Source organism: Pseudonocardia sp. CA-142604 (genome assembly GCF_050948475.1).
In the GTDB taxonomy this organism is placed as follows: domain Bacteria; phylum Actinomycetota; class Actinomycetes; order Mycobacteriales; family Pseudonocardiaceae; genus Pseudonocardia; species Pseudonocardia alaniniphila.
In genome coordinates this window covers 8934753-8954097 of sequence record NZ_CP192045.1, presented here as the reverse complement: position 1 = coordinate 8954097, position 19345 = coordinate 8934753, and the positions used below count along the sequence as shown (strand labels likewise).

General features: G+C 66.8%; 19 protein-coding genes. 14 read left to right on the top strand and 5 right to left on the bottom strand.

The features are described from left to right. Nucleotides 1-569 precede the first annotated feature (569 nt). Nucleotides 570-2519: a non-ribosomal peptide synthetase gene (locus tag ACQPZQ_RS40720; protein WP_433289803.1), complete on the top strand. Its 1950-nt coding sequence runs from the start codon at nucleotides 570-572 to the stop codon at nucleotides 2517-2519. A 222-nt stretch (nucleotides 2520-2741) separates the two neighbouring features. On the opposite strand, the gene ACQPZQ_RS40715 is transcribed toward ACQPZQ_RS40720, so the two are convergent. Genes ACQPZQ_RS40715 through ACQPZQ_RS40695 form a run of 5 tightly spaced genes read right to left on the bottom strand, consistent with a single transcriptional unit; the run spans nucleotide 2742 to nucleotide 7268 of the window. Beyond that, complete coding sequence (locus ACQPZQ_RS40715; protein ID WP_433289802.1) at nucleotides 2742-3419, bottom strand: cyclase family protein; 678 nt, start codon at nucleotides 3417-3419, stop codon at nucleotides 2742-2744. Beyond that, complete coding sequence (locus ACQPZQ_RS40710; RefSeq protein WP_433289801.1) at nucleotides 3409-4632, bottom strand: argininosuccinate synthase domain-containing protein; 1224 nt, start codon at nucleotides 4630-4632, stop codon at nucleotides 3409-3411. Before ACQPZQ_RS40710 ends, ACQPZQ_RS40715 begins: the two co-directional genes overlap by 11 nt. 38 nt (nucleotides 4633-4670) lie before the next feature. Next, the gene (locus tag ACQPZQ_RS40705; protein ID WP_433289800.1) at nucleotides 4671-5570 is read right to left on the bottom strand and encodes an ABC transporter permease; all 900 of its coding nucleotides are present in this window, start codon (nucleotides 5568-5570) and stop codon (nucleotides 4671-4673) included. Then, nucleotides 5518-6276 (bottom strand): ABC transporter permease, encoded by a 759-nt coding sequence (locus tag ACQPZQ_RS40700; RefSeq protein ID WP_433289799.1) that lies wholly within the window; start codon nucleotides 6274-6276, stop codon nucleotides 5518-5520. The genes ACQPZQ_RS40705 and ACQPZQ_RS40700 overlap by 53 nt, the downstream gene beginning before the upstream one ends. A gap of 2 nt (nucleotides 6277-6278) precedes the next feature. Next, a complete protein-coding gene (locus ACQPZQ_RS40695) occupies nucleotides 6279-7268 on the bottom strand; it encodes an ABC transporter ATP-binding protein (protein WP_433289798.1) in 990 nt (329 codons plus the stop codon). 69 nt (nucleotides 7269-7337) lie between these two features. Here ACQPZQ_RS40695 and ACQPZQ_RS40690 point away from each other — a divergent pair, with 69 nt between their 5' ends. From ACQPZQ_RS40690 to rpsS, 13 genes are all read left to right on the top strand, one after another. Continuing rightward, nucleotides 7338-8711 carry a hypothetical protein gene (locus tag ACQPZQ_RS40690; RefSeq protein WP_433289797.1) on the top strand — a complete coding sequence of 458 codons (1374 nt, stop codon included), beginning with the start codon at nucleotides 7338-7340 and terminating at the stop codon, nucleotides 8709-8711. A 97-nt stretch (nucleotides 8712-8808) separates the two neighbouring features. Continuing rightward, on the top strand, nucleotides 8809-9702 hold the full coding sequence (locus ACQPZQ_RS40685) for a transglutaminase-like domain-containing protein (protein WP_433289796.1): 894 nt from the start codon (nucleotides 8809-8811) through the stop codon (nucleotides 9700-9702). Nucleotides 9703-10430: 728 nt separating this feature from the next. Continuing rightward, the gene (locus tag ACQPZQ_RS40680; RefSeq protein WP_433299627.1) at nucleotides 10431-10622 is read left to right on the top strand and encodes an MbtH family protein; all 192 of its coding nucleotides are present in this window, start codon (nucleotides 10431-10433) and stop codon (nucleotides 10620-10622) included. A 710-nt stretch (nucleotides 10623-11332) separates the two neighbouring features. Continuing rightward, on the top strand, nucleotides 11333-11707 hold the full coding sequence (gene rpsL, locus ACQPZQ_RS40675; RefSeq protein ID WP_094926672.1) for a 30S ribosomal protein S12: 375 nt from the start codon (nucleotides 11333-11335) through the stop codon (nucleotides 11705-11707). 76 nt (nucleotides 11708-11783) lie between these two features. Continuing rightward, the gene (gene rpsG / locus ACQPZQ_RS40670; RefSeq protein ID WP_241037433.1) at nucleotides 11784-12254 is read left to right on the top strand and encodes a 30S ribosomal protein S7; all 471 of its coding nucleotides are present in this window, start codon (nucleotides 11784-11786) and stop codon (nucleotides 12252-12254) included. Nucleotides 12255-12299: 45 nt separating this feature from the next. After that, nucleotides 12300-14399 (top strand): elongation factor G, encoded by a 2100-nt coding sequence (gene fusA / locus ACQPZQ_RS40665; RefSeq protein ID WP_433289795.1) that lies wholly within the window; start codon nucleotides 12300-12302, stop codon nucleotides 14397-14399. A 109-nt stretch (nucleotides 14400-14508) separates the two neighbouring features. Continuing rightward, nucleotides 14509-15702 carry an elongation factor Tu gene (gene tuf, locus ACQPZQ_RS40660; protein WP_241037437.1) on the top strand — a complete coding sequence of 398 codons (1194 nt, stop codon included), beginning with the start codon at nucleotides 14509-14511 and terminating at the stop codon, nucleotides 15700-15702. Nucleotides 15703-16010: 308 nt separating this feature from the next. After that, on the top strand, nucleotides 16011-16316 hold the full coding sequence (gene rpsJ, locus ACQPZQ_RS40655; protein WP_040804197.1) for a 30S ribosomal protein S10: 306 nt from the start codon (nucleotides 16011-16013) through the stop codon (nucleotides 16314-16316). A gap of 14 nt (nucleotides 16317-16330) precedes the next feature. Then, nucleotides 16331-16984 carry a 50S ribosomal protein L3 gene (rplC, locus tag ACQPZQ_RS40650; RefSeq protein ID WP_433289794.1) on the top strand — a complete coding sequence of 218 codons (654 nt, stop codon included), beginning with the start codon at nucleotides 16331-16333 and terminating at the stop codon, nucleotides 16982-16984. Further along, nucleotides 16984-17895, top strand: coding sequence for a 50S ribosomal protein L4 sunset domain variant (rplD, locus tag ACQPZQ_RS40645; RefSeq protein WP_433289793.1), 912 nt, complete (start codon nucleotides 16984-16986; stop codon nucleotides 17893-17895). The genes rplC and rplD overlap by 1 nt, the downstream gene beginning before the upstream one ends. Continuing rightward, complete coding sequence (rplW, locus tag ACQPZQ_RS40640) at nucleotides 17892-18191, top strand: 50S ribosomal protein L23 (protein WP_241037441.1); 300 nt, start codon at nucleotides 17892-17894, stop codon at nucleotides 18189-18191. Before rplD ends, rplW begins: the two co-directional genes overlap by 4 nt. An 11-nt stretch (nucleotides 18192-18202) precedes the next feature. Further along, entirely contained in the window at nucleotides 18203-19036 is an 834-nt protein-coding gene (rplB, locus tag ACQPZQ_RS40635) for a 50S ribosomal protein L2 (RefSeq protein ID WP_344723073.1), read from the top strand. A 15-nt stretch (nucleotides 19037-19051) separates the two neighbouring features. Beyond that, entirely contained in the window at nucleotides 19052-19333 is a 282-nt protein-coding gene (rpsS, locus tag ACQPZQ_RS40630) for a 30S ribosomal protein S19 (protein ID WP_020622935.1), read from the top strand. Nucleotides 19334-19345 lie beyond the last annotated feature (12 nt).

The following is a 19345-nucleotide window of genomic DNA, read 5'->3' as shown; positions in this document are numbered from 1 at the left end:
CGCATCGCAGGTCGCCTGCGCGCTGTCCACTGAATGCGGGACAAGATATTTCGAGGCAGGAAGACGAATCTGGAAGCGTCGCTTTGTCCGTCGAGGACCAGGCAGCCCTGCCCCTTGGAGCGTTCATGACATCCGACTCCACCACCGTGACAGCGTCATCCGTATCGCCATCCGGGCCGATCGGCCCGCGTCCTGAGGCGAATGGTGATGGGAGCTCGACGTCTCCTCCGGAATGCGCTGGTCCCGTCGCGATCCCGGCGGACCTGCCCATCCGGTTGCACCGGTTGGCCATGGCCGAAGGGGTGGAGGACTTCGTAGCGCTGTCGATCGGCGCAACGGTGTTGGCGCAGCGGCTGTCCCGGCTCGGTTCCGCCCGCCGGGTCCGGGTGATCCGAGGGCACCTCGAGGTCATCACGCCCGTGCCCACCGATCCGGACGGTAGCTTCCGTGCGGCGTTGCGCGGGGCAGGTGAGCTGCGGAAATCGGCGGCGCGGACGGAGGACACCGACCAGCGCGTCGACGTCACGATCGTGGTCTCGCAGGACGGTCTGTGCTTGTACGCGGAGAACATGATCAACTCGGCCGACGCCCCGTCCGCCCTGTGCTGGGCGCGAACGTTCGTGCAACTGCTCACCGGCTTGGCCCGTGATCCCGACGCGCCGATGGCCACCCGGCCGCTGATCGACGCGGCCGAGCGCGAGCGAATCCTGCACGGTCTGAACCGCTATCAGCGGCCCGAGATCCGGCATCGCACGATGGCCGAGCCGTTCGAGGAACAGGCCGAACGCACCCCCGATGCCGTCGCGCTGCTGGACGAGTCCGGCACCACGGTCGGCTACCGGGAGCTGAACATGCGTGCCAATCAGCTGGCGCATTTCCTGATTCGGCAAGGCGCCGGGCCCGGCACCCGCGTCGGCATCTGCCTGCGGCGCGGTATCCATCAGATCGTCGCCATCTACGCGGCGGTGAAAACCGGTGCCACCTACGTGCCGCTGGACACCGATCTGCCTGATGCCCGCCTGGCCTACATACTCGACGACACCGCGCCGACGCACATCCTGACCGATGCTGCCTGCCGGGATCGAATACCCGACGGCCCATGGCACCTCGTCGATGTCGAGCGCGAGCACGACGACTGTGCCGCCGGCAATCCGATCGTCGCCGCCTCACCGACAGGGCTGCTCCACATCTTGTACACCTCCGGTACCACCGGCCGCCCGAAAGGTGTCGCGTACCCGACCGCCGGCGCGCTGGCCAATCTTGCCTACATGCAAGGAAAGTACCCGTTCGAGCCCGACGATTGTGCGCTGTTCAAGACTTCGGCCGCATTCGACGTCTCCATCTGGGAGATCTTCTGGCCGCTCTACCACGGCGCGTGCCTGGTGATCTGCCGGGACGGCGGGCACCGGGACCCGCGTCATCTCGCGCGGCTCGTGGAGAGCCACCCGGTATCGATCATCTTTCTGCCGCCGACCGTGATGAGCCCATTTCTGGAACAGATCTCGGCCGAGCGGGCCCGCCTGCGCTGGACACTGTGCGGCGGCGAGCCGGTGACCCCGCGGATCCGCGACACCTTCTACACCACGCTGCCCGATACCACGCTACTCAACTGCTATGGGCCTACCGAGGCGAACAGCGTCACCGACATGCCGCTGCCGAACGATCCTGGAACCCCTGTGCCGCTCGGTCGCCCGGCCGCCAACTTCCGGGTCACGATCTTGGACGAAGACCTCGAACTGGTGCCGGTCGGGATGCCGGGCGAGGCGTACATCGGTGGCGAGATCGGTGTGGCGCAGGCGTACTGGCGAGCACCGGGCCGGACCGCGGAGCGGTTCGTCCCTGATCCTTACGGTCCGCCTGGATCCCGCATGTACCGCACCGGTGACCTGTGCCGATATCGCATGGACGGCGTCCTGGAACATCTCGGCCGGATCGATCGGCAGATCAAGATCCGAGGGCTGCGCATCGAGCCCGGCGAGATCGAGTCGGTGCTGGCCAGCCATCCGGCGGTCGCCGACTGCGCGGTCATCGCGCACGACACGCCGGTGCGGCTGCTCGCTTTCGTCGTTCCCGTCGCCGGCACTGCCGTCGATGCTCTCGACCTCACGGCGATCGGGCAGTTTGCGGCCCGGTTCCTGCCCGACCACATGTGGCCCAAACAGATCGTGCCGATGTCACGCATCCTGACGGATGTCAACGGCAAGATCGACAATCGTGCCCTGATCGCGGCGTGGCGGGACCGCGACGAGCGTGAATACGAGTTCGTACCACCCGCGGACGAGCTGGAGGCGGCCGTGGTCGCCATCTATCGCAGGGTCTTGGAAATCGAGTCGGTCAGCGTGCTGGACAACTTCACCCAGCTCGGCGGCAACTCCATGCAGGCTTTCGAGCTGTTCGACGAATGCCAGCAGACGCTGGGTGCTCAGCCGGAGCCGGCGCAGCTACTCGTCGGAACTGTGCGTGAGGTTGCGGCGGCGATACGTCAGACGAGCTGCCTGCCGAACGTGGCAGGCAGCTGAACCGAATCGGCCGCGCTCGTCACCGTCGCACCCGACCGGATCCTGCCGAACGGTCGTGTTGCCGGTTCGCCTGGTCAGCCCTTCCGGCTCGACCCGGGCGATCCCGAGCTACTGCACTGGTGCACGGTCATCGGCACCGATATCTCCACGCCCGTGCTCTGCCGGCCGCCGGTGCGTTCACGGCCGCCCGGCGGCCGGTCTGCGGCCGAACCGGCACCGTCGCTACTCGAAATGACGCACCAGCGCGTATGCCCGAATGGGAAACGTCCCCATTCCGGCGACGGCGATCGGCGCGCCATGGAACCGGAAGTGCCGATCCGGCAAGCGATCAAGCCCGGTCATGTGCTCGATGATCGGTACACCGGCTGCCAGCAGTCCGGTGTGCGCAGGCCGCGAAAGGTCGGCCATGTCGTCGATGTTCACCGAGTCGATGCCGACGACGGCGGGCTGGAGTGCAGAAAGAAATTCGGTCGCTTCTGCCGTGAGATACGGATGGTTCGGATCGGCGTACGTCACGGTGCCCCAGTGCCGATCCCAGCCGGTGTGCAGAAGGACCGCCCGGCCAGGGATCAGGCCTCGGCAGGGGAACAGGTCCGCCGTGCCGATGGCACGGCCTTCGGCACGGATCACGAGGCCGTCCAGATCCACCAGGCCCGACAGCGGAATTCCGGCCAGGTCGGCGCCGTGGCCGAAGCGGTGAAACGGCGTGTCCAGGTACGTCCCGGTATTCGCGACCATCGATATGCGCCCGATCTGGAACTCCGTGCCTGGAGCGTACCGGCCGCGGGAGTCGTCGCGCGACAGATGATCGGTGATCTCCGGGCCTGGCAGCCCCGGATAGGTCGTCATTCCGCCTTCGATGACGTGGCTGAGATCGATGACTGCGGTGTCACCGCCCATTGCGCCCGGTGCGGACAGTGTCGGTGATCGTCGTGTGGGTCAGCCACGGGCCGTAGGAGTACTCGCTCATCCACTGATCGAACTCCTCGCGGAAACGCGAGTAGTAGAGCCCGTGCTCGGACCGGAGCCGCAGCACCTGCATCGTGCCCCGGGCCACGCGCAGCCGGACCGTTCCCGTCAATGGTTCGTCCAGCTTCGCGAGGCACTGCGCCAAGCTCTGGGCCAGATGTCCGTACCAACCGCCGTGCACGACCAGGTTCGTCCATTCCTGGCCGAGCGTCGCGCGGATCGTGTGCTCCCGCATCCCGAACACCGCATTGGCCAGCGCGCGGTGCGCGGTCGTGATCAGCGCTGCCGCGGGCGCCTCGCGCACCTCGTGGTTCTTCACGCCGAACGGAAGGTCCTCCAGACCGGAGAAGCGCCCGACACCGTGCAGGCCACCGAGCTCGTTCAGCTCCGACACCAGATCGCTCAGCGCCATCGCCTGACCGTCCATCTCCGATGGCAGGCCGCGGTGGAAGGCGATGTCGATCTCGACGCCACCGTCGGGGCAGTCGTCGATATCGCGCGTCAGAGTGAAGACGGTCTCGTCGAGGACGTCCTCCGGATTCTCCAGGGGCCCGGACTCGATGACGCGTGCCCAAGGATTCGCGTCCACGCTGTAGATACCTGTTTCGAAGGTGATGCCGGCCTCGCGCAGCATCTCTACCTTGACGTCGCGCGGAACCTGAGACCCCAGGAACGGCGCGGCGATGACGATGTCCCGGTCGAGGGCGGCGATCGACCCGCTGAGCCGCAGGGAACTGTTCTGCGTGTAGGTGGCCGTATGCGCCACGGCGTCGCAGCCGAGCTGTCGGGCGGCATCCACCGCGACCTTGGCCATGAGCGGCCGAGTCAGCGTCGAGCCGACCGGGAACTGGCCTTGGTAGTAGGCGTCCGCATGGATCGCCGCGGGCAGAAAATCGGTGAAGAACTCACGGGAGGCGTCGACGGTGTGCAGGCTCGCCCCGAACTTGGCGGCACGCCACTTCGCCAGGTCAGAGTCAACTTCGCCGGCATCGCCGAACCGGACCTGCAGCGCCGTCACCTCGATACTCCGGTGCGCCAGCCACTGCAGCAGATAGGTACCGTCCACGCCTCCCGAGTACAGCAGGAGCACATGCCGCGGGGCGCATCTCTCCAACTCGTCGAGCGAACTGACGAACGGAAGCATCGGTTCTCCTGTCGGAGGTGGTTGCGGTGTGTTCCCCGTCATCTGCCGAGATCCCTGCCCATCCGTCGCACGGAGAACACGAGCCCGGCCACGGTCATGAGGAGGAGGTAGCCGATGGGCACGACCAGCGCGATCCCGTAGTCGTCGATCGTCAGCGCGCGAAGGAGCGCGATCGCCTGGTACAACGGGCTGAGTTGAACTATCACTTCCAGCCACGACGGGTACTGCTGAATCGGGAAGAACGTGCCCGAGAACAAGAAGAGCACTGTTTGTGCCACGGTGATGATGTCGAAGTCCTGCCATCCGCGCAGCAGGGTGCTGAGCCCGATCCCGACGGCGGCGAAGGCCGCAATCACCAGGATGGTCGCCACGAACGCGACGAGGGCGTTGCCGATGCCGACGACGCCCGCCGCCACCATGACCGCGACGAAGATGGCGCTGAGCATCGAGACTCGAATGATCTCCCAGAGCCAGTCCGCGACGACGACTTCGGCCGGGCTGACCGCGGCGGTCGATATCATGCGGAACATGCCGAGATGCCGATGCCGGGTGTAGAAGCTGAATATTGACGCCGAGATCGCGCCGGACATGCAGGACACCGCGAGCATGGCGGGGGCCACGAACTGGATGTAGCTCAGTTGATGGCTGTCGACCGGGATCGTGCTGTCGATCAGGCTGCCGACTCCTAGGCCCATGGCCAGCAGATAAAGGACCGGTTCGGTGACTGCGGTCAGCCATATGACGCCCAGCAGCGTCAGAGCTTCCCTGGTGCGAAAGCTGTAGGTGAAGAAGTATTCCAGTACGGCGCGGATGCGTGCCGCCGAAACGGGAGAGGCGGCCCGGATCGGAGTCGAGACGTCAGTGGTGGTGACCATGGCTCCAGAATCAATCCGTGAGGCGCCGTCGATAGGCGAGGTTCGCCAGGAACCAGCCGGCAACTATCCAGGCCAGGAGGTAGGCGAAGTGCAGTACGACCGTCATCGGTGAGGCTGTGCCGAACGCGAAGTCTCGCATGAGCTCGACGGCGTGCGTCAGCGGTGAGAGATACGAAATCGGTTGAATGAACGCGGGGAGCTGGCTGATGGGGAACAGCACGCCGGAGAACAGTGTGGCGGGCAGGATGACGAATCGGGCCAGCACCAGGAACCAGTCCTGATCGTTGATCGCCGCCGAGAAGGCCGTTGTCGGCGTCGCGATGGCCAGGGAGACCGCACCGCAGACGAAGGGCGCGGAGATGGCCAGCCCCGGAGAAAGGGCGCCGGCCAGGAACGTGACGATCAGGAAGGCGCCTACGGCCAGCTCGGTCGCGATGAGAACATAGATCAGCCATCCCCGGATCATGTCTTGTATGCGGACCGGCGTCGAGCGCATGGCCTTGATCCCGCCGACCCATTCGAACTCGCTCAACACGCCGTATGTCGACTCGTTCGCGCCGGTCTGGAAGGCTGTCGATGCGATCAGCCCCGGTGCTATCCATTGCAGATAGTCATGACCGTCGATCTCGTGGATGTAGCCACCGACCCCCAGGCCTATGCTGCTGAGGAACAGAATCGGAAGTATGAAGAGTGAGAACGCGGACGCCCGCCACAGCCGTTGATAGAGAAGCACGTGACGTTCGAGGACCGTGATGGTTGGGTTCGCCATGGTTACTCCGCCAGCGTCCGTCCGGTCAAGCGCAGAAACACGTCCTCCAATGTGCTCCTGCGGATCGTCAAGCGCGCCGGCCACAGTCCGCGGCGGTGCACCTCTTTCGCCGCTTCCTCGCCGTTCGCCACGTAGAGGACGATGCGGTCGGCCAATACATCGAGGTGCTCGCCGATCCCGCGCAGCGGGGCGGCCGTCTCTTCGGTGGGAGCGTCGGAGAACCACAGCTCCACGACGTCCTGGCTGACGTTCTCCTTGATCAGCATCTGCGGTGTTCCCTCGGCCACGATGTGACCGTGATCCATGATGACGATCCGGTCGCAGAGCTGTTCCGCTTCCTCCATGTAGTGAGTGGTCACGACCAGTGTCGTGCGCCTCTTCTTGAGTTCGAGCAGGCGCTGCCACACCACATGCCGCATCTGTGGGTCCAGGCCCGTGGTCGGTTCGTCGAGGAACACCATTTCAGGGGAGTTGACCAGGGCGCGGGCGATGGCCAGCCGCCGTTGCATACCGCCGGACAGTTCGCCTGCCTTGCTCCGCGCCTTCTGCTCCAGCTGGGCGAACTGCAACATCTCCGATGCGCGCTGCCGGCACTCGGGCCTGGAGAATCCGAAATATCGGGCATATGTGGTGAGGTTCTCGACCACTTTGATGTCCAGATCCAGATTATTTTCCTGATGCACGATGCCCAGTCGGGCTCGGATCTTGGCCGCCTCTCGGCGAGGGTCCCTCCCCAGTACGGTCAACGCTCCGCTCGTCGGCTGCGAGATGCAGCTCAGCATCCGCATCGTGGAGGATTTTCCGGCGCCGTTCGGTCCGAGGAGCCCGAAACACTCGCCCGAATAGACGTCGATGTTGACCGCGTCGACGGCGGCAAACTCTCCGAAACGTTTGGTCAACTTCCGGCCGAGGACGGCTATGTCGTCGAGCGGTGGCCCGAACTCCGTATCCAAGTCACGTCCTCCCTGTTGATCGTGCGGAATCGTCGTCATCGAACCCCGACGTACGGTAGGGGCCGCGCCGGCCGGCGGGAAAGTCACGGTAACGGAAAGTCCGAACGAATGGCCATGCCCGAGCGCTTACTTACCCTTGCGAGTGCCCGTCTGGCAAGATCTCGCGGCATGTCGGACTCGGTCGATCTCGTCGTCCCCAACATTTCAGAATTCAACGTCCGGAACTTCTCGACGCGCCTGCGCAAGGAGGCCGAGCGCAATTTCATCAGCAACGGGGACATGCTGTCGGACCAGGCGGTCTTCTGGAGCGTCGCACCCCGAGTCCTCATACTCCCCGACGGCTTCGATGCGGACTGGTTCGCCGACGTTCACCGTGTACTGGGTGTGGAGCGGCCGCCGGTGGTCAGCCCGGTGCCCCGCACCGGTCGGCTGATAGCCGATCTGCTGGCCGATGAATCGGCACTTGTGCGGCTGCGCGCCGTCCTCGGTGAGCGTCGAATTCGGATCATGTGTTTCGGCGTCACCCCGGGCGTGTATCAGCTGCTGGCCGCGCTGGAGGCGTGGGGCCTCGATGTCGAGCTCGACGGCCCGGTGAAGCAGGACTACTGGTCGAGTCTCTATCTGGACAACAAGCTGAGTTGCCTGGATCTGGCCGGAAGAGTGCCCGGTTTTCGGGTGCCGAGCGGTATCACGGTGACCACGCCGGATGAGCTCGAGGGAGCGTTGCGCACCGTGCTTGCCGAGACCGACCGCGCGATCGTGAAGAGTATGCACGGCATCAGCGGTGACGGATCGATCGTCGTGCATCGGCACGAACTGGACGTCGTCTGGGGCGACATCTACCACGACAACTTCCTGCACACGTTCCCCGTGTTCGTTCAGCCGTACATCGAGCATGCGGAGGACACGGGTTGCCCTGCCGTCGACATCCGGGTCGTCGACGCCGGCGTCGAGGCCGTCGTGTTGAGCACGATGACCGTCGATGTGAAGCGGTACCTGTCGGTCTCCGTGGGTGAGCGATTCGTGTCACCCGACGTCGCGGATCGGCTCTGCTCTCTCGGGAATGCCGTCGGTGCGGCCGCTCACGCTCTCGGGTTCCGAGGTTGGTTGTGCGCGGATTGTATCGTTGGTCGCGATCGCGAACTCTACGTCACCGAAATCAACGCTCGACGCAGCGGTGCCATGCACCCCATCGCACTGCTGGCCCATTGCGACGACGGGTCGCGAGGTCTGGTGGCACACTCCCACGACAGCATTCCCGTGCGATCGGCAGGCGATCCGATTTCTTACGGCGCGCACATCCGTCCGCTCTTCGAGGAGTTGTGGTCGCAGGGCATCACGGCGCTGCCTACCGCGGTACGCGGGCTGAGCCGGGCGAGGCCGATTTTCGCTGCGACGGTGGTGACCGAGACTCCGGAGACGGCTCGGGCCGTCATCACGGATATCGAGACGATGGCGTGCGGTGAGCGACTGCTCCGATAGTACGACGTATGTCGTCGATTCGGAGAATACGACGGTATGGGTGCGAAATGCCAAGTCGTCGGTTGACAATCGCCGCCCGACTTCGTAGAACGGCAGGGTGACCGAGGCCGCGTCGACGTTCTACACGCCCCAGAGTCGCTTCACCGATCCGCGGGCGATGGCGTGGTGGTTCGACGGTGTCCGCTCTGATCTGTCCAGCATCCATGCGGCGGCGTGCAGTCTGGTGTTCCACTACACGGCCAACGGCGACATCACCCGTCACGGCTTCGCTGCCGGGCGCATCGGCGAGATCGATGAGCGTTACGCCGATGTCCTGCTCGAGCGGCTTCACGAGTTGGATCCCGCGCCACTGGGTGGTGTGCGCGCGCTGACCGACCGCGTGGTGGGCTGCTGCCGCGACTCCACCCTGCTGTTCGTCGCATTGGCCCGGCATCACGGCATTCCGGCCCGGGCCCGAGTCGGGTTCTCCATGTACCTGGAGCCGGAGTGGGCTCTGGATCATGTGGTCGGCGAGGTGTGGGATCGGAACGAGGGCCGCTGGCGACTGGTCGACGCACAGTTCGCGGAGCACGGTGCGATCGATGTACTGGATGTGCCGAGAGAACTGTTCCTGACCGGACCGCAGGCATGGGCGCAGTGCCGCGCCGGTCTCCTCGATCCGGATCGGTTCGTGGTGTCGCCGAATCGACGGGAGCAGTTCCTGCGGAGCTGGCCACAGCTGGCGCACAACGTCGTGCAAGACCTCGCGGCGTTGAACAAGCACGAGATGATCCTCTGGGACGTGTGGGGTCTGCTCGGTGACGAAACCGTCGACGCCGAGGAGCTCGCCCCGAAGCTCGATGCGCTGGCCGAGCTCCTGCAAGCACCGGACGTGATGCTGGAGCGGATCATCAGCCTGTTCGACGATGCGGACTGGCGAGTGCCGGAAACAGTCGCGAGTTTTTCTCCCGCGGCGCTCGGGCCGGCTCGTGTGACCCTGCGCGCCGACTGATACGCCATCAGCTTGCAGCTCGCTCGTCGCGACGCGGTGCTCCACGACCGGCAACAGTGCGCCTGCGACGGCGTCGGCCGGGTCATGCTGCCTGGTCGCGCTCCACGTGGACCAGCCGCCGGGCACTGCTGTTGCCCGGCCCCGTCGCCGCCGTAGTGCGCAGCCCGGCGTCGCATGTTTCAGCGACTCCATGCCGAGGGTGGCAGCTCGTAGCGTTCAGGCTGCAGACGGAGGGTCTCGGCCGGAGGTGGCGATGGTCTGTTCGTCCGTCCATGCGACGCCCGCGAGCGTCCGCCGTCTGTTCCCCGCTGTCGCCCCGCGCGGACAACGATGTTCACACCACCGGTGATGGCGACGTCATCGGCATCGATCTCTCCGGGGGCTACGCGCTGCCTCGCGGCGTCGGCGGCGCCAACCCTTCCGGGGGCAACATCGTCACGGCGGCTGAGGGCACGGAGTTCGTGTCGCGCACCTTTTTTCCCGCGTTCGGGGACCGGATGTGCGCCACCGCGCATGCCGAGCCCGCCCGGCTCCGGTCGCGCCGACTCGGGCGCTCCTGTCTGTCCGCTCGGCAGCTGTTGCGGCAAGGCAGTCGCCTCGAGGTTCGTGACGCCGGCGACCGGGTCCGTGGTCCGGCACCTGGTGCTGCGCCGCAGTACCGGCGAGATTCCTTCGACGCACTTCCCGATGTCCCGTCGCGATGTCCGATTCCCGGTGAGGAGCCGCTCATGAACCCCTTCGACGACCCCGACGGCACGTTCCTGGTGCTCGTCAACAGCGAGGACCAGCATTCGCTGTGGCCCGCCCGCATCGCCGTGCCCGACGGCTGGCGCGTGGTGCACGGTGCGGCCGACCGCCAGTCGTGCCTGGACTACGTCGACGGGCACTGGACCGACCTGCGCCCGCTCAGCGCGCGGTGACGGCGACGACGTGGCTATAGATATAAGGCCCTGCCAGATATAAGGCCCCGCCGCTGACGCCGCGCGCCGGATCTGGCGGCCCGGCGGCCGCCGGGCCGTCCCGCCGGTGGTGCGCCTGGCGGTGCTCGGGCCCGGTCTCGATCTCGGGACTGGAGGCATTCCTCGATCGCCCAGCGGGCGCCGGTGATCGGATCGGATCCCCGTCACTGCCGTTCGTGCCGGGAGAGCGGGAATCTCCGGCCCCGGAGCCGCGTTGAACTCGTCGGTGCGGGGGGATCTCGGGCTCTGTCCGGTTGCGGCGAGCGGGGGTTTCCCAGCGGCGAGCGGGCGTGCCCTCTTGCGGCTTACGAGGTGTTCAGGCACCCTGCTCGTACCGGCAGGGCGCCGCTGAGGACCCGTTTTGACCCCCTTCCTGGGGGGCGGGTACTCTGTTGTCTTGCGCTCGACCACGGTCGGGCCGATCTGCGTGCCCTGTGGTCGCCGGTCCCGCACAGTCGTGTGAGAGCGGCCCGCTGGGTCCGCGGGCCCCCCGGCCCTCGTGAGGTCCCCGATCTCATCGCTTGGTGCCCGGGCAGCAGTACGTCCGATCTTGGGACACGCCCGACCTCGGGGGAGGGCGACCGGCGCAGCCCGGTCTCTTCCCGCCGAGCCGCACCAGCACGTACCACCAGCACAGATAGAGCACATCGACGGGAAGAAGCAGACGGTTCATGCCCACGATCCAGCAGCTGGTCCGCAAGGGCCGTCAGGACAAGGTCGGGAAGACCAAGACCGCAGCGCTCAAGGGAAGCCCCCAGCGCCGCGGGGTGTGCACGCGCGTGTACACCACGACGCCCAAGAAGCCGAACTCCGCGCTGCGCAAGGTCGCGCGCGTGCGGCTCAGCAGCGAGATCGAGGTCACGGCCTACATCCCGGGTGAGGGCCACAACCTCCAGGAGCACTCGATCGTGCTGGTGCGTGGGGGCCGGGTGAAGGACCTGCCCGGCGTTCGCTACAAGATCATCCGTGGTTCGCTCGACACCCAGGGTGTCCGCAACCGCAAGCAGTCCCGCAGCCGCTACGGCGCGAAGAAGGAGAAGAGCTGATGCCCCGCCCAAGCAGGGTTCCTGCTCCGCCGAGCGTTAGCGAGGCCGCCATCCGCAGCATGAAGGGAATCGGCTGATGCCCCGCAAGGGTCCTGCTCCGAAGCGGCCGCTGGTCTCCGACCCGGTCTACAACTCCCCGCTGGTCACCCAGCTGGTGAACAAGGTGCTCCAGGACGGCAAGCGTTCGCTCGCCGAGCGCATCGTCTACGCCGCGCTGGAGGGCACCCGGGAGAAGACCGGCACCGACCCGGTCGTCACGCTCAAGCGCGCGCTGGACAACGTGAAGCCGGCTCTCGAGGTGCGCAGCCGCCGTGTCGGTGGCGCCACCTACCAGGTGCCGATCGAGGTCCGTGCCGTCCGGCAGACCACGCTCGGCCTGCGCTGGCTGGTGTCCTACGCGGGGCAGCGTCGCGAGAAGACGATGGTCGACCGGCTGATGAACGAGCTGCTCGACGCGAGCAACGGACTGGGCGCCAGCGTGAAGCGGCGCGAGGACATGCACAAGATGGCGGAGTCGAACCGAGCCTTCGCCCACTACCGCTGGTGACGGGCCGATCGTCCGCGCCAACCTGCTGAGGGAAGCGAGCTAAAAGTGGCACGGGACGTGCTGACGGACCTGGGCAAGGTCCGCAACATCGGCATCATGGCGCACATCGACGCCGGCAAGACCACCACCACCGAGCGGATCCTGTTCTACACCGGGGTCAACTACAAGATCGGTGAGGTCCACGACGGCGCGGCCACGATGGACTGGATGGAGGAGGAGCAGAAGCGCGGCATCACGATCACGTCCGCCGCCACCACCTGCTTCTGGAAAGACCACCAGATCAACCTCATCGACACCCCCGGACACGTCGACTTCACCGTCGAGGTGGAGCGCAACCTGCGGGTGCTCGACGGCGCCGTCGCGGTGTTCGACGGCAAGGAGGGCGTGGAGCCGCAGTCCGAGCAGGTCTGGCGGCAGGCCACGAAGTACGACGTTCCCCGCATCTGCTTCGTCAACAAGATGGACAAGCTGGGCGCGGACTTCTACTTCACCGTCAGCACGATCCAGGACCGGCTGAACGCCAAGCCGCTGCCGATCCAGCTGCCCATCGGTTCCGAGAACGACTTCATCGGTGTCGTCGACCTGGTCGAGATGCGCGCGCTCACGTGGCGCGGCGAGGTCCAGAAGGGCGAGGACTACACGGTCGAGGAGATCCCTGCGGATCTCGCCGACCGTGCCGCCGAGTACCGCGAGAAGCTGGTCGAGGCCGTCGCCGAGACCGAGGACGAGCTCATGGAGCTCTACCTCGGTGGCGAAGAGCTCTCGGTCGACCAGATCAAGCACGGTATCCGCAAGATCGTGCGGGACCGCAGTGCCTACCCGGTGCTGTGCGGCTCGGCGTTCAAGAACAAGGGCGTGCAGCCCCTGCTCGACGCCGTGATCGACTATCTGCCGTCGCCACTGGACCTGCCGCCCGTCGAGGGCACGCTGCAGGACGGGGAGACGGCGGCGAGTCGCAAGCCGGCCAAGGACGAGCCGTTCTCGGCGTTGGCCTTCAAGATCGCCGCGCACCCGTTCTTCGGCAAGCTGACCTACATCCGGGTGTACTCGGGCCGGGTCGCCGCGGGCTCCCAGGTCATCAACTCGACCAAGGACCGCAAGGAGCGCATCGGGAAGATCTTCCAGATGCACGCCAACAAGGAGAACCCCGTCGATGAGGCCATGGTCGGTCACATCTACGCGGTGATCGGCCTGAAGGACACCACCACCGGCGACACGCTCAGCGACCCGCAGTCGCCGATCGTGCTCGAGTCGATGACCTTCCCCGACCCGGTCATCCAGGTCGCGGTGGAGCCGAAGACCAAGGCCGACCAGGAGAAGCTGTCCACGGCGATCCAGAAGCTCGCTGAGGAGGACCCGACGTTCCAGGTCTCCCTGGACGAGGACTCCGGCCAGACCATCCTCGCCGGCATGGGTGAGCTGCACCTCGAGGTGCTGGTCAACCGCATGAAGAGCGACTTCAAGGTCGAGGCCAACATCGGCAAGCCGCAGGTGGCCTACCGGGAGACGATCCGCCGCCCGGTCGACAAGTTCGAGTACACGCACAAGAAGCAGACCGGTGGGTCGGGCCAGTTCGCCCGGGTCATCATCAAGCTGGAGCCGCTCAACACGGCGGACGGTGCGCTGTACGAGTTCGAGAACAAGGTCACCGGTGGCCGCATCCCGCGGGAGTACATCCCGTCGGTGGACGCCGGCGCCCAGGACGCCATGCAGTACGGCGTGCTCGCGGGCTACCCGCTGGTCGGGATCAAGCTCACGCTGCTCGACGGTCAGTTCCACGAGGTCGACTCGTCCGAGATGGCCTTCAAGGTCGCCGGTTCGATGGCCCTGAAGGAGGCTGCGCGCAAGGCCGACCCGGCCCTGCTGGAGCCGATGATGGCCGTCGAGGTCACGACGCCCGAGGACTACATGGGCGATGTGATCGGCGACCTCAACTCCCGCCGTGGCCAGATCCAGGCCATGGAGGAGCGGGCTGGTGCCCGCGTCGTCAAGGCGCTGGTGCCGCTCTCCGAGATGTTCGGTTACGTCGGTGACCTCCGGTCGCGGACCCAGGGCCGGGCGAACTACACGATGGTCTTCGACTCCTACGCGGAGGTCCCGACCAACGTGGCCAAGGAGATCATCGCCAAGGCCACGGGCGAGTAAGAGGCACGTGCCGCGGACGGGTACCGTCCGCGGCTCGTACCGGCACCACAACACAGACGACCTGCCGTCAGCACGGCGGACACGTACACCAGTCCAGGAGGATCCCCCAGTGGCGAAGGCGAAGTTCGAGCGGACCAAGCCGCACGTCAACATCGGCACCATCGGTCACATCGACCACGGCAAGACCACGCTGACGGCGGCAATCACCAAGGTTTTGCACGACAAGTACCCGAACCTCAACGAGGCTTCGGCGTTCGACCAGATCGACAAGGCTCCCGAGGAGCGTCAGCGCGGTATCACCATCTCGATCGCGCACGTCGAGTACCAGACGGAGAAGCGCCACTACGCGCACGTCGACTGCCCCGGGCACGCCGACTACATCAAGAACATGATCACCGGTGCGGCGCAGATGGACGGCGCCATCCTGGTGGTCGCCGCCACCGACGGCCCCATGCCGCAGACGCGTGAGCACGTGCTGCTCGCCCGTCAGGTCGGGGTGCCCTACATCGTCGTGGCGCTGAACAAGGCCGACATGGTCGACGACGAGGAGATCCTCGAGCTCGTCGAGCTGGAGGTCCGCGAGCTGCTGTCGTCGCAGGAGTACCCGGGCGACGACCTCCCGATCGTGCGTGTCTCGGCGCTCAAGGCGCTCGAGGGCGACGCCGAGTGGGGCGCCAAGCTGCTCGAGCTCATGGACGCGGTCGACGAGTCGATCCCGGAGCCGGAGCGCGACACCGAGAAGCCGTTCCTCATGCCCGTCGAGGACGTCTTCACGATCACCGGTCGCGGCACCGTGGTCACCGGCCGTATCGAGCGCGGCATCGTGAAGGTGAACGAGGAGGTCGAGATCGTCGGCATCCGCGAGAAGTCGACCAAGACCACCGTCACCGGTGTCGAGATGTTCCGCAAGATCCTCGACGAGGGTCGCGCGGGTGAGAACGTGGGTCTGCTCCTCCGCGGTATCAAGCGCGAGGACGTCGAGCGCGGCCAGGTCGTCGTCAAGCCGAACTCGATCACCCCGCACACGGAGTTCGAGGCGCAGGTCTACATCCTGTCCAAGGACGAGGGCGGCCGTCACACGCCGTTCTTCAACAACTACCGTCCGCAGTTCTACTTCCGCACCACGGACGTGACGGGCGTCGTGACCCTGCCCAGCGGCACCGAGATGGTCATGCCGGGCGACAACACCTCGATCAGCGTCTCGCTGATCCAGCCGATCGCCATGGAGGAGGGCCTGCAGCTCGCCATCCGCGAGGGCGGCCGCACCGTTGGCGCCGGTCAGGTCACGAAGATCAACAAGTAGGTAGTACCCCCGGTCGAGGGCGCCACGCTGACGTGTGGCATCCTTGACGGGTTGTGCGTAGGGCCTGGTGCGCGCAGATGTAGAAGTCCGCGCGCACCAGGTTTGGACGCCGACCCTCGAGCACAGCGACCCCCAGGGGGACGCGGGTGATCCGGGAACCGGTCTGTGAGTAGGGCGCGACACGCCCGACCTCGTGGACCGGAGCCATGCGGAGTGAGACCAACCGATGGAGGGCAGGGCTCCTCCACGTGTGCGCCACCCGGAGCACGCGTACATGAGCGGCAGGAAGAAGAGGACGACCGACGACCATGGCGGGACAAAAGATCCGCATCAGGCTGAAGGCCTATGACCACGAGGCCATCGACGCCTCCGCGCGCAAGATCGTGGAGACGGTCACGCGCACGGGTGCGCGGGTCGTCGGGCCGGTGCCGCTGCCGACGGAGAAGAACATCTACTGCGTCATCCGTTCGCCGCACAAGTACAAGGACTCGCGCGAGCACTTCGAGATGCGCACCCACAAGCGGCTGATCGACATCCTCGACCCGACGCCCAAGACGGTCGACGCGCTCATGCGCATCGACCTGCCGGCGAGCGTCGACGTCAACATCCAGTAGGGCTGACCGAGAAGATGACCGAGAGGCAGATCACCGGGATCCTGGGCACCAAGCTCGGGATGACCCAGGTCTTCGACGAGAACAACCGGGTGGTCCCGGTCACCGTGGTCCAGGCGGGCCCGAACGTGGTGACGCAGGTCCGCACCTCCGAGAACGACGGCTACACCGCCGTCCAGCTCGCCTACGGGGCGATCGACCCGCGCAAGGTGAACAAGCCGCGCACCGGCCACTTCAGCAAGGCGGGCGCCACGCCGCGCCGGCACCTGGTCGAGCTGCGCACGTCCGACGCAAGCGAGTACACGGTCGGCCAGGAGATCACCGCTTCGGTGTTCGACGCCGGCGCCGTGGTCGATGTCGTGGGCACCAGCAAGGGCAAGGGCACCGCGGGTGTCATGAAGCGCCACGGCTTCAAGGGCCTCGGCGCCAGCCACGGCACCCAGCGCAAGCACCGCTCGCCGGGCTCCATCGGCGGGTGTGCCACCCCGGGCCGGGTCTTCAAGGGTGTGCGGATGGCCGGTCGGATGGGCAACGCGCGCATCACCACGCAGAACCTCACCGTGCACCGTGTCGACTCCGACAACGGCCTGCTGCTGATCAAGGGCGCGGTTCCCGGCCCTCGCGGTGGCCTCGTCGTGGTCAAGTCGGCCGCGAAGGGTGGTGCGAAGTAATGACCAGCGTCGAGATCCGCACGCCCGAGGGCACGGCCGACGGCACCGTCGAGCTCCCTGCGCACGTCTTCGACGTCAGCGCGAACGTGCCGCTGATGCATCAGGTCGTTGTCGGCCAGCTCGCGGCTGCGCGGCAGGGCACTCACGACACGAAGACCCGTGGCGAGGTCCGCGGCGGTGGCAAGAAGCCGTACCGCCAGAAGGGCACCGGCCGCGCCCGCCAGGGCTCCACGCGCGCTCCGCAGTTCGCGGGTGGTGGCGTCGTCCACGGGCCCACGCCGCGTGACTACACGCAGAAGACCCCGAAGAAGATGAAGGCCGCCGCTCTGCGTGGCGCCCTCTCCGACCGGGCCAGGGCCGGCCTGGTGCACGTCGTCACCTCGCTGGTCACGGGCGACACCCCGTCCACGAAGGCGGCGCGCACCGCGCTCACCACCGTGGCAGGCGGCGCCGACATCCGCGCGCTGGTGGTCGTCGGTCGCGACGACGAGGTGACGTGGCTGAGCCTGCGCAACCTCCCCACGGCGCACGTGATCGCGCCCGACCAGCTGAACACCTACGACGTGCTCGTCAACGACGTCGTGGTGTTCACGCAGGAGGCGCTCGACGCCTTCCTGTCCGGTCCGATCGCGGTGCCCACCAGGGCGTCCGCCGCGCGGGGCGCAGGCGAGGCCTCGTTCGGCCCGCAGAGCCACGCTCCGCTGGCCGACGGCTCGCAGCCGGAGGGTTTCCCGGTCAAGGGCGACGCCGAGGCGAAGCTCTACCACGTGCCGGGCAGCTCGTTCTACGCCCGCACGCAGGCTGAGGTCTGGTTCGCCTCCGCGGAGGCGGCCGAGGCAGCGGGGTTCCGGCAGCCGTCGTCGCAGCGCAAGGAGACCGCGGCGGACAGCGAAGAGGAGGCTGACCAGTGATCCCCGACCCGCGCGACATCCTGCTCGCGCCGGTGGTCTCGGAGAAGAGCTACGGGCTGCTCGACGAGCGCCAGTACACCTTCATCGTCCGACCGGACGCGAACAAGACGCAGATCAAGATCGCCGTGGAGAAGGTGTTCGGGGTCAAGGTGCTCAGCGTCAACACGCTGAACCGCCCGGGCAAGCGCAAGCGCTCCCGCACCGGATACGGCAAGCGCAAGGACACGAAGCGCGCGATCGTGACGCTCTCCGAGGAGAGCCGTGCGATCGACGTCTTCGGTGGCCGGGCGAGCTGAGGGGCTGACCGATGGGCATCCGCAAGTACAAGCCGACGACCCCCGGCCGCCGTGGGTCCAGCGTCTCCGACTTCGCTGAGATCACGCGGTCGGAGCCGGAGAAGTCGCTGGTCCGTCCGCTGCACAGCAAGGGCGGCCGCAACGTGCACGGGCGGGTCACCACCCGGCACCAGGGCGGCGGGCACAAGCGCGCGTACCGGGTGATCGACTTCCGGCGCAACGACAAGGACGGTGTGCCGGCCACGGTCGCGCACATCGAGTACGACCCGAACCGCACCAGCCGGATCGCGCTGCTGCACTACGCCGACGGCGAGAAGCGCTACATCATCGCGCCGGCGCGGCTGAAGCAGGGCGACAAGGTGGAGGCCGGTCCTCGGGCCGACATCAAGGTCGGCAACAACCTGCCGCTGCGCAACATCCCCACCGGCACCGTGGTGCACGCGATCGAGCTCCGCCCCGGCGGCGGCGCGAAGATCGCCCGCTCGGCCGGTTCGGGTGTGCAGCTCGTCGCGAAGGACGGCCCCTACGCGCAGCTGCGCATGCCGTCCGGCGAGATCCGCAACGTCGACGTGCGCTGCCGCGCCACCGTCGGCGAGGTGGGCAACGCCGAGCACTCCAACATCAACTGGGGCAAGGCAGGCCGCATGCGGTGGAAGGGCAAGCGCCCCACCGTCCGCGGTGTCGCCATGAACCCGGTCGACCACCCGCACGGTGGTGGTGAGGGTAAGACCTCGGGTGGTCGCCACCCGGTCAACCCGGCGGGCAAGCCCGAGGGCCGCACCCGTCACCGCAAGGCCAGTGATGCACTGATCGTCCGTCGCCGTCGCACCGGCAAGAAGCGCTGAGCAGGGAGGTAACCAATGCCGCGCAGCCTGAAGAAGGGCCCGTTCGTGGACGACCACCTGCTCAAGAAGGTGGACGCGCTCAACGAGTCGGGCAAGAAGACCGTCATCCGGACCTGGTCCCGGCGGTCCACGATCATCCCCGACATGATCGGCCACACGATTGCGGTGCACGACGGCCGCAAGCACGTGCCGGTCTTCGTGTCGGACTCGATGGTCGGCCACAAGCTCGGGGAGTTCGCGCCCACGCGCACCTTCCGAGGCCACATCAAGGACGACCGCAAGGCGCGCAGGCGCTGAGCGGCTCGAGTA

Excerpts from the sequence above, each read along its gene's own strand:
- ACQPZQ_RS40720 (WP_433289803.1), top strand. The coding sequence starts at position 570 with ATGATCAACTCGGCCGACGCCCCGTCCGCCCTGTGCTGGGCGCGAACG.
- ACQPZQ_RS40715 (WP_433289802.1), bottom strand. The coding sequence starts at position 3,419 with ATGGGCGGTGACACCGCAGTCATCGATCTCAGCCACGTCATCGAAGGC.
- ACQPZQ_RS40710 (WP_433289801.1), bottom strand. The coding sequence starts at position 4,632 with ATGCTTCCGTTCGTCAGTTCGCTCGACGAGTTGGAGAGATGCGCCCCG.
- ACQPZQ_RS40700 (WP_433289799.1), bottom strand. The coding sequence starts at position 6,276 with ATGGCGAACCCAACCATCACGGTCCTCGAACGTCACGTGCTTCTCTAT.
- ACQPZQ_RS40695 (WP_433289798.1), bottom strand. The coding sequence starts at position 7,268 with ATGACGACGATTCCGCACGATCAACAGGGAGGACGTGACTTGGATACG.
- ACQPZQ_RS40690 (WP_433289797.1), top strand. The coding sequence starts at position 7,338 with ATGGCCATGCCCGAGCGCTTACTTACCCTTGCGAGTGCCCGTCTGGCA.
- ACQPZQ_RS40680 (WP_433299627.1), top strand. The coding sequence starts at position 10,431 with ATGAACCCCTTCGACGACCCCGACGGCACGTTCCTGGTGCTCGTCAAC.
- rpsL (WP_094926672.1), top strand. The coding sequence starts at position 11,333 with ATGCCCACGATCCAGCAGCTGGTCCGCAAGGGCCGTCAGGACAAGGTC.
- rpsG (WP_241037433.1), top strand. The coding sequence starts at position 11,784 with ATGCCCCGCAAGGGTCCTGCTCCGAAGCGGCCGCTGGTCTCCGACCCG.
- rpsJ (WP_040804197.1), top strand. The coding sequence starts at position 16,011 with ATGGCGGGACAAAAGATCCGCATCAGGCTGAAGGCCTATGACCACGAG.
- rplC (WP_433289794.1), top strand. The coding sequence starts at position 16,331 with ATGACCGAGAGGCAGATCACCGGGATCCTGGGCACCAAGCTCGGGATG.
- rplD (WP_433289793.1), top strand. The coding sequence starts at position 16,984 with ATGACCAGCGTCGAGATCCGCACGCCCGAGGGCACGGCCGACGGCACC.
- rplB (WP_344723073.1), top strand. The coding sequence starts at position 18,203 with ATGGGCATCCGCAAGTACAAGCCGACGACCCCCGGCCGCCGTGGGTCC.
- rpsS (WP_020622935.1), top strand. The coding sequence starts at position 19,052 with ATGCCGCGCAGCCTGAAGAAGGGCCCGTTCGTGGACGACCACCTGCTC.